This window comes from Kushneria sp. EE4 (assembly GCF_977968315.1).
On sequence record NZ_OZ386212.1, the window covers coordinates 2,280,756 to 2,295,912 of the forward strand.

The window sequence follows — 15,157 nt, forward strand, 5'->3', positions numbered from 1 at the left end:
CCCACCCGAAAGGATAGAGTCTTGCGTTCTCAGCAGGGAATCACGCTTTTGGACACCATGATGGCCATGGCCTTTATGACGCTGATGATCGGCTGGGGTATCCCCTGGACGCAACAGTGGTATGCCAGTCGCGCGCTGGACGCCCAGATGCGCGATGTACAGGGGCTGATACAGCAGGCGCAGATGGCCAGTCTGGATCATGGCAGGGCCTGGAAGCTGTGCGGCAGCCACGATGGGAAACGCTGTGATGGCCGATGGCACTATCTGCTGGTGGTGGACGCCAAAGGGCATGTCCGCTATCGCAACCGAAGCCATGACGCCGTGACCCTGCGCTGGCAGGGGCTGTCACAGGCGCTCGTTTTCCATCCCCGGCTTTCAAGCAGCATGCTCAACGGCACCTTCTATCTCTGCCATGCTCGAAAGACAAGGCGACTGATCATCAACCGTCTCGGGCGCCTGCGCTTTCAGACGACCGATGCCGGGGATGGCTGCTAAGGCGCGTCCTACTCGAGCCAGAGCCGCTCAAGTGGCATCGGCCGATGCATGTAATAGCCCTGCGCGTAATCGACGCCCATCCTGACAAGCCTGTCCGCACTGGCGCTGTCTTCGATGAACTCGGCCACGGTCAGTGCGCCCAGCCGATGAGCGATCTGATTGATGGCATCAACGATCACCTGATCGAGGGCATTGTCATTAACGTGGCGAATGAACCCACCATCGATCTTGATGATATCGACCACAAAGTTGCGCAAATAGCTGAAAGAGCTCAGTCCACTGCCGAAGTCATCCAGTGCCACACGGCATCCTGCCTCGCGCAGCGCATCGATCACCTCACGCGCCAGATCCAGATGATTCATGAGCGCCGTTTCCGTGATCTCGAATATCAACGCCCGGGGTGAAAGCGGCGACCGGGCCAGGATTTCCATCAGCCAGGGCAGAAACCCTGCATCGTTGAGGGAATTGGCCGAAAGGTTGATGCTCAGTGAACGGCCGTTGAGCACCTGCTTTAACTGCTCGCCATCGTGAACCAGGGCACGCTCGATCACCCAGCGATCTACAAAGGCCATGATGCCGTAGCGTTCGGCCACCGGAATGAATGCCCCCGGCGCCACGATCTCGCCTTCCCGACCCAGCATTCGGACCAGTATTTCCAGGTAGTCACTGCCCTCACCCTGTAGTGGCACGATACGCTGGCAAAACAGGACAAAGCGATCATGTTCAATGGCTTCACGCAGCCCGGCCGCCATGAAGATATCGCGATGATACTGCTCGATATCCTCCTGTCCCGGATGATAAATGGTTGCCCGGTTACGACCGTACTGTCGGGAGGTATAGCAGGCGACATTGACGCGGCTGATCACGGTACTGAAATTATCGGCGCTGCCGTCCACGGGGATCAGTCCTCCACTGACACTGACATCATGAACCCGGCCATCCCATGAAAACCGCAGAGCGCCGATGGCCTCGATCACCTTTTCGACCCATACGGCAGCGGTGTCGATGTCGCGCCCCTGCAGCAAAAGCCCGAATTCGTCGCCGCCCAGGCGGGCGGACACATCACCGGCACCAAGATGTTGCTCGATCAGGCGCGCCACCTCGATCAACAGGGCATCGCCTGCCAGATGGCCGGCTGAATCGTTGATGATCCTGAAATGATCCAGATTCAAAACGACCAGAATGGCCGGTATCTCGGCGCCGCGCCGAATGACATCCTCGACTTCCTGCTCGAAACGCCGGCGGTTATACAGCCCGGTCAGCGCGTCATGACTGGCCGTAAAGCTCAGGTGACGCTGAAGTTCACGCGCCCGGGACATATCCTGAAAGACCAGAATGGCACCCATGGCCCTGCCACCGGCGGTGCATACCGGTGCCGCCGTCGCCTTGACCTCGAGTGTCTGGCGGTTTTTGTTGATCAACACCGAGTCATCACCGGTCATGCAGACTTCATTACGCGACAGACAGGTATCGATCAGCTCGAACGACTGCGGGGTCATGTCCACCCCCTGCAGATGAAACACCTCCTGCAGCTGACACATTCTGGCCTGTTCGAAGGTCCAGCCGGTAATCTCTTCCGCCACAGGGTTCATGAACACGACGCTGCCAGCCATGTCGGTGGCAATGACCCCATCCCCGATCGAGTTGAGCGTCACCTGCAGGCGTTCCTTTTCTTCCTGCAGATCCCGGGCCAGCTGTTCACGCTCGAATTCGGCCTGACGGGCGGCGTGAATATCGATCAGCGTCCCGATCATCTGCAGTGGCCGGCCCTGTTCGTCAAACTGCATGACCTTGCCACGCGACTGATACCAGCGATAGCCGCCATCCTTTTGACGTACACGATATTCCGCCACATACAGCGGCACCCGCCCTGCCAGATGTGACTCGAGTGCCTGCTCCACGAGCGCCACATCATCGGGATGGGTTTTCTCGCGCCAGTAGGCCATCGAGCAGACAGAAAGCCCGCTTTCTCCGAGCAAACGACGCGCCTCCAGAGACGCCTTGATCTGGCGGTGTACCAGATCGATCTCCCAGACGCCCTGCCCGCTGCCTTCCAGGGCCGACTTCCACCGCTGCTCGCTTTGCAACAGCTGCGCCTGCTCGCGTCGCAATCCATGCAGCGCCGTGGACAGAAGCAGCGCCGGCAGGACCGTCAGGGCGATGGCAATATAGTGGAACATGCTGAACTCAAGCATTTTCCATCGCTGGCAAAGATACATCAGCACGGCCAGCGAGATGACGCTGACCACGTTGAGCAAAGCGCTTCGGAAAAAATCAAACAGCAGCGCCCCGAGCAGCAGTGCCACGATACTCCAGACCATTTCATTGGGGAAAAACCATACGATGACGATATTGGCCGAAACGGTCAGCAGCAGCATGGCATTGAAAGAGGTAGCAATGCCCTGGCCAAGCAGCAACCGCCAGCGGCTGATGGCACTGCTGAGCGTTACGGGCAGCATGACGAGCATTCCCAGACATCCGGAGATATAGCGCCCCCACCACAGCTGGAAAACCCCCGAGTCCTGCCAGGGCTCCGTCAGCGCCAGCATCACCGAGCCGATCAGCGGTATTAAAAAGGCGCTGACCAGCAGGGCACTCAGAAACGACGGGATACTGGCCATGCTCGACGTGTTCCCATGGCGCCAGCGAAGCCAGAAAGCACCGACCAGGATTTCAACGATGTTGATGATGGTATAGCGGGGGATGCCGTGGGGGGCGTGGCAGATGGCGTGGGCCAGCAGATCAGCCAGTGCAATACCAACCAGCGGTATCAGCCAGTCACGCGGGTGCAAACGCACCAGCGCCCCGATGGCCAGAGGTGCCGCAAGCCATGGTGCCACCACCGCCGCATCAAAATGCGACAGCTGCATGCCCGCCAAGGCCAGCACCAAGTAGGCCAGCATGAACAGCAGCAGTCGTAGCCAGCGGGCCATGCGCCGGGTATCGCTGCTCCCGAAGATCTGCTCGTAAATTCCCAGCATCCGTTCCCTGCACCCGGCCCTTGTGGGCCATTGTTATGTTGTGACGTGACGCGTCACTGTGGTGGCATGCCGTGTCTGTTACGGCTACTGCTGATACCACCACAGCGGTGCCGTCACCAGACATTCGCGAAAGGCGCCGTCCTCGGCATCGTACTGACCACAGCGCTCGCCGTCGTCCGTACCTGCCGCCTTTTTATCGTGTTCAAGCACTGACGCCACCTGGCGGGCCCTGTCACTATCGAGAACGCGAGTACGCAACCCTTCAATCAAAAGGGCAGGCGTTTCCTGTAGATAGCGGCCCATATCCGTGCTTCTGACCGTCGCTGATTGCTGCTCATGCTGATGCCCGTTGTCGCGCCAGACCGGCAGGGAAAAGCCGTACAGGCGCGAGATGCCGCGGACCGCCATACACATGTTGTCAGGGACTTCAGGGGAATAAGTCGTAAAAAGCGTATTGCCGGCGATGGTTGAGGCATCAGACAACACTTTCATGCCTTCGGGCAGCATTAATCGCCACCCATGGAAGGCTTTCATGTTCAAAAATCCCTGACGATCCACCGGAGCGCCGAGTGTATAGGACGTCCCCTGCACCGGCGACTCAATTAGGTCATTATTGTTGAGCATGGCAGGCCTGCTGCCGCCATGAGAACCATCAAGCCATTGGCTGACTTCAAGAATATAAAAGGCGTCCCGGCTGTCACTGCGCAGCGGATTGGCGCGATCGCCGCTGCCCAGCATCAAAAGATCCACGGGCTTTTGATCCAGGTAGGTTCGCACCAGGCTGGCGCGGTTGAAAAAACGTCGATCAACGCCCTGCTGATCATGACGCCCGAGCGCTGCCACCTGATGAAGCTGCCAGTCTGCCGGCGTTCTTTTTTTATTCCTGCCGTCATCGCCCAGACGCAGATCGGCAAACCAGACATTGCCGCCGGTATCCCCGAAAAAGGCGCCATCCACCGTCCCGTCAAAGTCTCGATCCACCGGCGTGACGGTGGCCGGCACGCTGTCGGCCGGCCCTTTCAGTGACGCGATAACGTTGCCATCGCGCGCATCGATGACCGCCATGCCCGCACCAAATCGAGCCGGGCCTCGATCGGCCGTGATGTCATAACCCATGCCGACCAGAAAGACAGCGCGCCCGTCGGTCAGCGTTACCGCCACCGGGGTGGACCAGCTTTGCCCCCAGTCGGGTTCCAGGGCACGCCAGGCCAGCTTCGGCTCGTCCGGGTCGATAACATTCAGGCCGTAATAGCCGCGGCCACCACGACCGAAGCCAAACGCCAGTACCGCCTTTTCAAGGGTTAAGTGACGCTTGCCCGCGGCATCGAGTCTTGTGCCATGGGCAAGCCAGGCGCCCGGCGAGCCATCCACACCGTAATGCGTCGACTGGGATCGATACGCCTGACCGCCCTCCTTTTTGGGCCAGGGATAGTCGGGGCGGGTATTGAGCATGCGATACACGGCCATGCCTGCCGTCTCGCGCGGCCAGAAGGCCCATCGCTCGGCCCCGTTGGTGTCGTCGATGGCATGCAGCAGCCCTTCGTTGGTGCCCACGAAAATGCGAATGCGCTGGTTGCCTGCCGAGCAGCCCGACTGTGCATCAGCGCAGCCATAGTTAATGGCCAGCGGCTGCGAATGCACGATGTCGCCCATCACCCATGGCCGGATATCGGTCTCGCTGTCATTGGTGACATCGAGCCCATAGACCCAGTCCGCCAGCTGACGCGGGCTGTAGCCGGCCTGATTGAGTACGGTCATAGCGCGATCATCGATGCCATCGGTATCAAGACCCTGCTGAGGGCGGGGCCTGGCCAGCGGCCTGAAGCTGCCACTTCTGCCGATATCGGTATAAATTTTCCGGCCGGAGCTCACCTGCTCCCGGATACGCGCGCCGGCGCCGCCCTGCTCCACGCTGTCCGGTGCGGCAATCTCGGCCGTCCCCTGGCTCCAGAGATCCCTTTTGACGGGGTTGCTGGGCTGGCTGGTATCCACGGCAAATTTTTTCAGATTGCCGGTCCAGGGCACATAGCCTCGCGGCAGAAAGGCCGGCGAATAGACCTGTCCCAGATTTTCAGTCCCTTCAACATTGGTGGCCATGGTGAAGCGCTGCGCCTGGATTTCGTTTTCGATGATGCTACCCAGTATCCGGCTGAAGGCCAGATCCAGACCGTCGCGATCATTGGCCTCGTAATAGCCCTGCGAGATGCCCGGCGGGGGCTGGGCGGCGTCCTCAAGAAGACGCTGCTTCGTGGTAAAGCCAATGGTGAAGGTGTAGGCATGCTGGGTGCCCTCAAGCCCGGGCGCCAGATCCTTTTCGGCCATGAAGTGCGTCAGCTGGGGGAGACAGTTTTCCTGTCGCAGCACACGCGTAACATCCAGCGGATCCACCGCGTCATAAAGCCCGCAGGTTTTGCCCGTCAGTGCTCGTATATCGGCGTTGGCGCTGGTATCCCATTGCGGCATTCCGTCGGTCATATAGATGACATAGACATTTTCACAGGGCCGCAGCGGACGATGATAACGTCCGTTACCCTCTTCGGCCCTGCGATCCCGTGGCGGTGTTGCACCACCGCTGTCACTGCCATACACCACGGGCTGGCCGGAAATATAGCGATATACCTCGGCCATGGTTTCGCACAGGGGGGTGGACGTATTGGCTTGAAGATCGCCAATGATATTCAAAAGCTCCAGACGCTCGGTGCCGCTCTGGCGAGGCGCACTGGTGAAGGCCTGCACAACGCGCCCGCCGTTATAGCGCTCCTGAGCCCGGCAATTGCCGCCGAACCAGTTGCACTGGATGGTGGCACTGTTGTCGTTGAAGACGCTCAGGGAAAAGTTGATACCGGGGTGCTTGCTGACCAGACCGGTGATGATGTCCCTGGTAACCTGAAGGCGTGACTGACGGCTGCTACCCACCATCTCCTTCATGCTCGCCGAGGTATCGATGATCAGCATGACCTGTGGCTGTCCGCCGCCGCCACTGGCCTGATAGGCCGGCAGATAGATGTCCACATCGTCGGCACGCGCGAGACACGACGCCGCAAGACTCGCCATCAGCACGATCAGCGCCAGGAAATACCGCCATGGCCTGCAAACGTCACTATTCACTGCGTGCCTCCCGTACTCAGCGTCACCACACCCTGGTAGACGCCCTGCCCCTGATCGAAAGCGTCGTCAAAGTCTTCCGGCACGGCGCGCAGATTGAAATAACGATAGTGTTTGAGCGCCTGGTTACCGGGGGCGGCAAGACTTGTGGCATAGCGACGCTCCAGCTGCTCGCGCACCGCGCTTGAAAGTCCGGCCTGGCCATCGTCCAGACACAGTCGCTGCACGCTCAGCTGCGTGTCGGCCTCAGGAACCGAAGCGTTTTCACTGCATGGCTGCGTCAGATAGGCCGGCATGAGCGCATCAAGCCGGGCCAGTTGCGTGTCGATCTGTCCATCCTGCTGTTGAAAGCGCTGCACGCCGGTCTCGGCAAAATGGGCAAGGCGAGTATCGAGAAGGCCTCGTTGAGCCAGCGATACGGCCAGCAGCGTCATGGCGGCCAGCAGAATCAGCCCGATGACCAGCGTAAAGCCTTCCTGGCGGCGATCAGAGACCATATGCCCCCCTGAGACGGGCGTTGCGAAGCGTTGCCGTGGTGACGAACAGGCGTCGCTGATAGTGGTCGGCCTCGAAGGTGATCGTGCGTCCGGCGATCAGAAACTCACGCGCCGGCATCGGCTGCGCCATCTTCTCGCTACGCATCACGATGTAGAGTCGGGCAGCCACGACCCGGTCCCAGTCTGCAATCTGCCACTGAGCCACGGACTGACTGTCATAAAAGCGATTGGCGCTGCCGTCACCGGTGTCGTCACGACCCCACTCCACTTCCAGAGCCTCGATATGGCGCACGATTTCGCTGCTGTTGGGGCGACCCGATGCGCTGCGCTGGTTGACGTAGAGCGCCGGCACGCGCTCGCCGCTGTAGTCATCATCCACCATGCGCAGGTAATAGATACTGTCACGATAGTGCCAGTTGCCCTGACAGGACTGATCGAATGCGAGATGTCGCGAGGTATCAAGCGTCAGGCAGGTGCCGTTGCCGTGGTCGGCGTAACGTACGGCCACGACGGCCGCCGGGCGCGACGCGCTGCTGTCAGGCGTGATTGCCCCTTGCGGCACAAGGCCAAGCGCTTTAGCCCGAGCCGCATCGCCGCCCCAGACAGGCAGGGCACATTCGACGTCGACGTTTATTTCGCGGCAGTTGTCACCGCGCGCCGGCGTCATGATTTCACCCCAGAACCCCGTGCGACGCAGCTCCTCGCCCAGCAGCTGGGTGGCCATGCGCCCGCGAACCTGCAGGTCCGCCATGGCGTGCTGCTGGTGAAAGCTGCGGGCGGTCTGCATGTAGAGCACGATCACGGCAGAAAGCACCAGCAGCCCGAGCGCCATGGCAATCATCATTTCAAGCAGGGTAACGCCTCGCTGGGCATGCTCGGGAGAGGAGATGGGCGTCATCAGCCGCGAACCGGATGGTAGCGACTGCTGGCAGTAACGCTTTGCCGCGCACTGGTGATATCGGCGCTGCCACAGGTCGGCTCGTTTGTGTCACTGCCCCGGCCGCTGCCGCGCCAGACCAGCGTCACGGTGACGTCGAAACGCTGCGCCTGCGGTGTCATGGCAATGCAGGCATGGGCCTGCGGCAGACCATCAAGGCGGCGATGCTCGCCCTGGGCCTGCATGATCTGGTGTTCCCAATCGGCAAGATCAAAACGCGCCAGTGCCTGAGCGTCGCAGTTCGCCTGCCGACAATTGCTGCCTCCCTGCTGCTGGTTATCACCGATGGGCGCATGGGCACGTGCGCCCACGTTATAGACGGCCATCGCATCAAGGCTGGCATTGGCACGCACCCGCTCCAGCATGTCATTGACCAGCAAAGTGGCACGACCGCGCTGCAGCGCCTGCTCATTGGCCTGCTGGGCATGCAGCACCAGGCCCATGACACCCATGGCGCCAAGGCTCAGCACCACCATGGCGACCAGTACTTCCAGCAGGCTAAAGCCTCGCTGTGTGGAGGGAATACAGGTGTGAGACATCATGTCGAATCCGGGCGCTGAACAGCGCTCCTATCGGCATGAGAGAGTCATAACTTGAGATGACAGACAGGCTGCTTCACCGCGAACGGGTGAAGCAGGCAGAAGAAAACCGGTGTATCAGGAGCGCCGCCGCGCCGCCAGCTCCCGCTTCAATCGGTTGATGGGCCGGGTTACCAGAAAGCCGAAAGAGACAGCGCCCTCCCTGGTTTCCACAGCGTGGTGCATGCGGTGCGCCTGAATGCGTTTTTTCCAGAAGCGCTGCTGTCGATTGAACGGCACCGGAAAGCGTCGATGTACCAGCCCGTCATGAAACATGAAATAGACCAGCCCGTAGGCGGCGATGCCCAGTCCCAGCGCCAGCTCGAAGGGATGGCCGTTGAGCCCTCTGTAGATCAATACAACGGAGGGCAGCGCAAAGAAGACAGCGAACAGGTCGTTGAGTTCGAAAAGTCCGTGACGCTCGCTGTGATGCGAGCGATGCCAGCACCACAGAAAGCCGTGCATGATATAGCGATGCGTAAACCAGGCGATGAACTCCATGCCGGCAAACGCCAGCACAAACAGCACGACCCAGAGCAGCAGATCTCCCATACAGGCCTCCCAGGTGTCTCTAGGCGCTGACGATCACCTTCTCGCGCAGCTCTTTCGGCATCGAGAAGGTAATGGTCTCCTCACGCCCTTCAAGCTCTTCCGGCTCATGACCGCCCAGCGCCTTGAGACGGTCAATCACGCCCTTGACCAGCACTTCGGGAGCACTGGCACCGGCGGTGACGCCAACGATGCGGCAATCCTTGAACCACTCGCCCTGCATCGACTCGGCATCATCGATCAGCCATGCCGGCGTGCCCATCCGCTCGGCCAGTTCGGCCAAACGATTGGAGTTCGAACTATTGGCACTACCGACGACCAGCAGCACATCGCACTGCTCGGCCAGCTCGCGTACGGCGTCCTGGCGATTTTGCGTGGCATAGCAGATGTCGTCCTTGCGCGGTCCCTGAATGGCCGGGAAGGTTTCGCGCAGCGCATCGATGACCCTTGAGGTGTCATCCATCGACAGCGTGGTCTGGGTCACAAACGAAAGATTTTCGGGATCCCGGACCGTCAGCGCACGCGCATCCGCCTCGTCTTCCACGAGATAGATGGCCCCGCCATAGCTGTCGTCATAGCGTCCCATGGTCCCTTCGACTTCCGGATGCCCGGCATGGCCGATCAGAATGCACTCACGCCCGCGTCTGGCGTAGCGCAGCACTTCCATATGAACCTTGGTCACCAGCGGACAGGTCGCATCAAAGATGCGCAGCCCGCGGCGCTCGGCTTCCTGCTGTACGGCGCGCGAGACGCCATGCGCCGAAAAGATGACGATATTGTCGTCGGGAATCTCGTCAAGTTCTTCGACGAAGATGGCGCCGCGCTCGCGCAATGTTTCCACCACATAGCGGTTATGAACCACTTCATGGCGAACATAGATCGGCGCACCGAAGACATCGAGTGCCCGGTTGACGATATCGATGGCGCGATCAACGCCTGCGCAGAAACCACGTGGATTGGCCAGCCTGATCTGCATGGGCCACCTCGCTGTTGGATAATGGTATCAGTGTCGCACATCAGGCCCCTGATGGGCGAACGGCGACGGGGCCGACCGGCCCCATCGTGAAATGCACTCAGTGAGTGGTGGCCGGCATAACGGCCAGCACTTCCACCTCGAAGCTCAGCGTGCGCCCGGCCAGCGGATGATTGAAATCCACCTCGACCTGGCGCTCATCCACCGATTTGATAACGCCGGGCAGTTCACCACCGCCGGTCGGGTCGGCAAAGGACATGACCACGCCCTCCTCCAGCGCGTCCTGATCCTCAAAATCGGCGCGCTTGAGCATCTGCACGTTCTGAGGATTCCAGGGGCCGAAGGCATGCTCCGGCGCCACATCCACCAGGCGTGTCTCGCCGACCCGCATGCCTCTGATCGGCTTTTCAAACCCGGGCGGTAGATTGCCGTCACCGAAAACGAACTCGGCCTGACGCTTGCCGCGGGTCGTATCCACCTCGGTGCCATCTTCCAGGCGCAGGGTGAAATGGATGGCAATCGTCATATTATCGTCGGCCGCAAGACCTGCGTCATTGCCGTGTTGATCGCAGGATTTATCCGTCATGATGGCGCTCCGGCTGTGAAGTATCGTTTTTGTCACGCTTGAACGAAGCAATGATAATGCCCGCAGCACCTAAAACGATGGCGCTATCAGCGATGTTAAAGGCCGGGTAGTACCAGCCCTGCCAGTGAAAGGATAGGAAATCCACCACATAGCCGTGAACCAGGCGGTCAAACAGATTGCCAATGGCCCCGCCGATGATCAGCGTGATCGACACCTGATTGAGCCGGTCATGGCGATCCAGCCGGGCCAGCCAGATGCTCAGCGCAATAACGGCGCCCACGGCGATCAGGGCAAAAAACCAGCGCTGCCAGCCCGCGTGCTCGGACAAAAAGCTGAACGCCGCCCCGGTGTTGTGCAAAAGCGTCAGATTGAAAAACGGCAGCACCTCGACCGGGCGTGCATAGGCAAGCGCCATGCTGGCCCATGCCTTGGTGCCCAGATCCAGTACGATGACGGCCAGCGACAGCCACCACCAGCGCAGCGTATAGCGTGCGTGCGCGTATTGCCCTTTAGGCATAGCGGCGTACCTCACCGGGGCCATCCGGCAGATTGGCAATCGAGCGTGCCGACAGCGTCGGATAGTCCGGATCGGCGCCCACGTCGGCGCGACGCTCCCAGCTGCGCTCATCCTTGTCAAAATCGCTCAGGCGGATGTCCACTTTCAGACCGTCAAGCTCGGTGGCCCGGGCCTCGCTACCCTCACCCAGCGGCGCCAGCGTGGCCTCGGAGGTGATCAGCACAAAGCGCAGCTCATCCTCGAAACGTGACAGCAGCGCATGGCGCTCGTCATCCACGTACAGGGTGACCTCGCTGTCCAGCGCGCCCTTGATAACGCCTTCATTGCGCGCATCCTCGAGCTGCTTGTTGACCGCCTGCTTGACCTCGATCACACGATCCCAGAACGCACGCCCCATGGTGGCGTCTTCCGGCAGCGTGGTCAGCCCCTCATACCAGGTCTCCAGCAGCACGCTGTCGCCGCGCTCGCCGGGGATATGCTCAAAGATCTCTTCGGCGGTAAACGACAGAATCGGTGCAATCCAGCGCGACAGCGCCTCGATCACGTGATAGAGCGCGCTCTGACAGCTGCGGCGCGCCAGCGAATCGGCCTGAGTGGTGTACTGGCGATCCTTGATGATATCCAGGTAAAAGCCGCCCAGATCGCGGGCGCAGAAATCATGCACCTGTTGATAGACGTCGCGGAAACGGTACTCCTCATACGCCGTTTGAATGCGCGCCTGCAACAGGGCAGTACGATCGATGACCCAGCGATCCAGCGCGATCATGTCCTCAAAGGCCACCATGTCACGCGTCGGGTCGAAACCGTTCAGGTTGCTCAGCAAAAAGCGCGAGGTGTTGCGAATCCGGCGATAGACGTCGGCGGTTCGCTTGAGGATCTCGTCAGACACCGCCATCTCGCCCGAGTAGTCGGTCGAGGACACCCACAGGCGCAAAATGTCGGCGCCCAGCTTGTCCATGACGGCCTGCGGCGCGACCACGTTACCCAGCGATTTTGACTGCTTGCGCCCCTGGGCATCGACCGTGAAGCCGTGGGTCAGAAGCTGGCGATACGGCGCATGGCCATCGATGGCCGAGCCGGTCAAAAGCGAGGAGTGGAACCAGCCGCGGTGCTGATCCGAGCCTTCAAGATAAAGATCGGCCAGCGGGCCGTTTTCATGGCCCTGGGGATGCGAACCGCGCAGTACATGACGGTGAGTAGTGCCGGAGTCAAACCAGACATCCAGGGTGTCCATCACCTTGTCATAGTCGCCGGCATCCGCTCCCAGCAGCGTTTCAGGGTCGAGGCCAAACCAGGCATCGATCCCCTCTTTTTCCACACGCTGGGCCACTTCTTCCATGAGCTCGACGGTGCGCGGATGCAGCTCACCGGTCTGCTTGTGCAGGAAAAACGGGATCGGTACGCCCCAGTTGCGCTGACGCGAGATGCACCAGTCCGGACGATTGGCGATCATGCTGTGAAGCCGTGCCTTGCCCCAGGCCGGTGTGAACTGCGTGGCCTCAACACCTTCAAGCGCCCGCTCGCGAAGCGTTTTGCCATCCCGGCCCTGAATGTCCATGCCCACAAACCACTGCGCCGTGGCGCGATAGATCACGGGAGACTTGTGGCGCCAGCAGTGCATATAGCTGTGGGTGATGGGCTTGTGTGCCATCAGCGCGCCCACTTCCTCGAGCTTTTCGATGATGTGCGGGTTGGCCTTCCAGATCATCTGACCGCCAAAAAAGGGCAGGTCATCGATGTAGACGCCGTTGCCCTGCACCGGGTTGAGCATTTCGTCAAAGCTCATCCCGTGGGCGCGGCAGGTATTGAAGTCGTCCACACCGTAGGACGGCGCTGAGTGAACGATACCCGTGCTTCCGATTTCACTTTCGACGTAGTCGGCTAGATAGACCGGCGACAGACGGTCATAAAAGGGATGGCGGAAGTTGATCCGATCCAGCGCCTGGCCCGCTGTCGTTGCAACCACTTCACCGCTCAGGCCGAAACGTTCCAGAGAGCTTTCGACCAGCTCTTCGGCCAGCATCAGCAGCCGCTCGCCGGTATCCACCAGCGCATAGGTGAAGTCCGGATGCACGTTGAGCGCCTGGTTGGCCGGGATGGTCCATGGCGTGGTGGTCCAGATTACTGCCGCGGCCGGTTTGGCCAGCGTGTCGAGCCCAAAGGCCTCGGCGAGTCTGTCGGCGTCCTCTACCGGGAAGGCGACATCGATGGCATCGGACTGCTTGTCCTGATACTCCACTTCGGCTTCGGCCAGTGCCGAACCACAGTCAAAGCACCAGTTGACCGGCTTGAGCCCCTTGAAGACGAACCCCGCCTCGACCATGTCGGCCAGCGCCCGGATTTCGCCGGCTTCGTTGACGTAGTCCATGGTGCGATAAGGGTGATCCCAGTCGCCGATCACGCCCAGGCGTACAAAATCGGCCAGTTGGGTCTCGATCTGGGCCGCGGCGTATTCACGACACAGCGCGCGCGCCTTCGCCGGCTCCATGTGCTTGCCATGGGTGGTTTCCACGCGGTGCTCGATGGGCAACCCGTGACAGTCCCAGCCCGGCACATAGGGCGCATCAAAGCCTGACAGATTCTTCGACTTGACGATGATGTCCTTCAGGATCTTGTTGAGCGCATGGCCGATGTGGATGCTGCCGTTGGCATAGGGCGGGCCATCATGCAGCACGAACAGAGGCGCCCCGGCACGCGCGGCACGCAGGCGCTGGTACAGATTCATGTCCTGCCACTGCGAGACCCGGCCCGGCTCCTGCTTGGGCAGCATGCCGCGCATGGGGAAGTCGGTATGGGGCAGATTCAACGTATGCTTGTAGTCGCTCATAACCTGATGGTCAGCCGTCACTGTTCATGTTTGCTGCGTTCCGCCGCCAGTGGCGCCGAGGCCATGGGATAGCGGCAGGAAGGCAATGATGCATCCACCCCTTCTGCATCGGGCAAGGCGCCCGCGGCGTCAGCAGCGTGCTGCTGGAAAGCGTGTTGCTGGAAATAGTCGCGCGCCTGGTCGATATCCAGATGAATGCGGCGCTTGAGTTCATCGATGGAAGCAAAGGTCTCTTCGCCGCGCAGTCTGGCGCACGGCATGACAACCAGACGCTGTCCGTAAAGGGACTCATCAAAGTCAAAAAGGTGCACTTCCAGAACCGGCCGATCCGCGCCGACCGTGGGTCGCCAGCCGATATTGAGTACCCCCGGCACTTCACGACCGTCCTCGAGCCGGGTCATCGCTGCCAGCACGCCGCGCAACACCAGCGGGCCCGGTACCAGCGGCAGATTGGCCGTGGGCACGCCAATCGTGCGGCCCAGCTGGCGATCCTTGACCACACGCCCTTCCAGACTGAAGGGCCGTCCCAAAAGCTGCTCGGCCTGCTCGAAGTTGCCCGATGCCAGCAGAGTACGCACCCGGGTGCTGGAAACCCGCTCGCCGCCGATCTGAAAGGTCCGCGTGTGCTCGACCGAAAAGCCGACCTGTTCACCGACTGTCCTGAGTAGATCAAAATCGCCGGCACGATCACAGCCGAAACGGAAATCGTCGCCCACCACCAGGTGGCGAACGCCCAGCCCCTGAATCAGGACACGATCGACAAACTCGTGTGCCGAAAGCTCGCGCAGGCGGCGGTTAAACGGCAGGCACAGCACCCGATCGGCGCCATAGCGGCCCAGCAGGCGCACCTTGTCGCTGAGTCGCGTCAGCCGGGGCGGGGCCTGATCACCGGCGAAATACTCGCGCGGCTGGGGCTCAAATACCACGACCACAGCCGGCAGGTCATGCTGGCGGGCATGCGCCTTTAACTGATCCAGAATGGCCTGATGGCCAAGATGGACCCCATCAAAATTGCCGATGGTGACAACACTGCCCCGATGCCGGGGGCGTAGATTATGTAACCCTCTAATCAGTTCCATGCCCACTGCTGCCCGCCGTGATAAACCTTCGAT

12 protein-coding genes are annotated in these 15,157 nt (G+C 60.7%); 1 reads left to right on the forward strand and 11 read right to left on the reverse strand.

Annotation, left to right across the window (positions count from 1 at the left end):
- The first annotated feature begins 21 nt into the window (after positions 1-21).
- Complete coding sequence (locus ACXMYO_RS10390; RefSeq protein ID WP_457808650.1) at positions 22-495, forward strand: GspH/FimT family pseudopilin; 474 nt, start codon at positions 22-24, stop codon at positions 493-495.
- An 8-nt stretch (positions 496-503) separates the two neighbouring features.
- Here ACXMYO_RS10390 and ACXMYO_RS10395 read toward each other — a convergent pair whose 3' ends face one another.
- The 11 genes from ACXMYO_RS10395 to ribF form a co-directional block, all read right to left on the reverse strand.
- Positions 504-3,476, reverse strand: coding sequence for an EAL domain-containing protein (locus ACXMYO_RS10395; RefSeq protein ID WP_457808651.1), 2,973 nt, complete (start codon positions 3,474-3,476; stop codon positions 504-506).
- Between the two features lie 84 nt (positions 3,477-3,560).
- Complete coding sequence (locus tag ACXMYO_RS10400) at positions 3,561-6,584, reverse strand: PilC/PilY family type IV pilus protein (RefSeq protein ID WP_457808652.1); 3,024 nt, start codon at positions 6,582-6,584, stop codon at positions 3,561-3,563.
- Positions 6,581-7,078, reverse strand: a complete 498-nt coding sequence (locus ACXMYO_RS10405) for a pilus assembly PilX family protein (RefSeq protein ID WP_438764479.1) — start codon at positions 7,076-7,078, stop codon at positions 6,581-6,583. Before ACXMYO_RS10405 ends, ACXMYO_RS10400 begins: the two co-directional genes overlap by 4 nt.
- Entirely contained in the window at positions 7,068-7,976 is a 909-nt protein-coding gene (locus tag ACXMYO_RS10410; protein WP_457808653.1) for a PilW family protein, read from the reverse strand. The genes ACXMYO_RS10405 and ACXMYO_RS10410 overlap by 11 nt, the downstream gene beginning before the upstream one ends.
- Complete coding sequence (pilV, locus tag ACXMYO_RS10415; protein WP_457808654.1) at positions 7,976-8,557, reverse strand: type IV pilus modification protein PilV; 582 nt, start codon at positions 8,555-8,557, stop codon at positions 7,976-7,978. Before pilV ends, ACXMYO_RS10410 begins: the two co-directional genes overlap by 1 nt.
- Positions 8,558-8,671: 114 nt before the next feature.
- Positions 8,672-9,145 (reverse strand): sterol desaturase family protein, encoded by a 474-nt coding sequence (locus ACXMYO_RS10420; RefSeq protein WP_438764484.1) that lies wholly within the window; start codon positions 9,143-9,145, stop codon positions 8,672-8,674.
- A 19-nt stretch (positions 9,146-9,164) separates the two neighbouring features.
- Entirely contained in the window at positions 9,165-10,118 is a 954-nt protein-coding gene (gene ispH, locus ACXMYO_RS10425) for a 4-hydroxy-3-methylbut-2-enyl diphosphate reductase (protein WP_438764486.1), read from the reverse strand.
- Positions 10,119-10,215: 97 nt separating this feature from the next.
- Entirely contained in the window at positions 10,216-10,701 is a 486-nt protein-coding gene (locus ACXMYO_RS10430) for an FKBP-type peptidyl-prolyl cis-trans isomerase (protein ID WP_457808655.1), read from the reverse strand.
- Positions 10,691-11,218, reverse strand: coding sequence for a signal peptidase II (lspA, locus tag ACXMYO_RS10435; RefSeq protein ID WP_457808656.1), 528 nt, complete (start codon positions 11,216-11,218; stop codon positions 10,691-10,693). Before lspA ends, ACXMYO_RS10430 begins: the two co-directional genes overlap by 11 nt.
- Positions 11,211-14,045 (reverse strand): isoleucine--tRNA ligase, encoded by a 2,835-nt coding sequence (ileS, locus tag ACXMYO_RS10440; RefSeq protein ID WP_457808657.1) that lies wholly within the window; start codon positions 14,043-14,045, stop codon positions 11,211-11,213. Before ileS ends, lspA begins: the two co-directional genes overlap by 8 nt.
- 17 nt (positions 14,046-14,062) lie before the next feature.
- Positions 14,063-15,124: a bifunctional riboflavin kinase/FAD synthetase gene (gene ribF / locus ACXMYO_RS10445; protein ID WP_457808658.1), complete on the reverse strand. Its 1,062-nt coding sequence runs from the start codon at positions 15,122-15,124 to the stop codon at positions 14,063-14,065.
- Positions 15,125-15,157 lie beyond the last annotated feature (33 nt).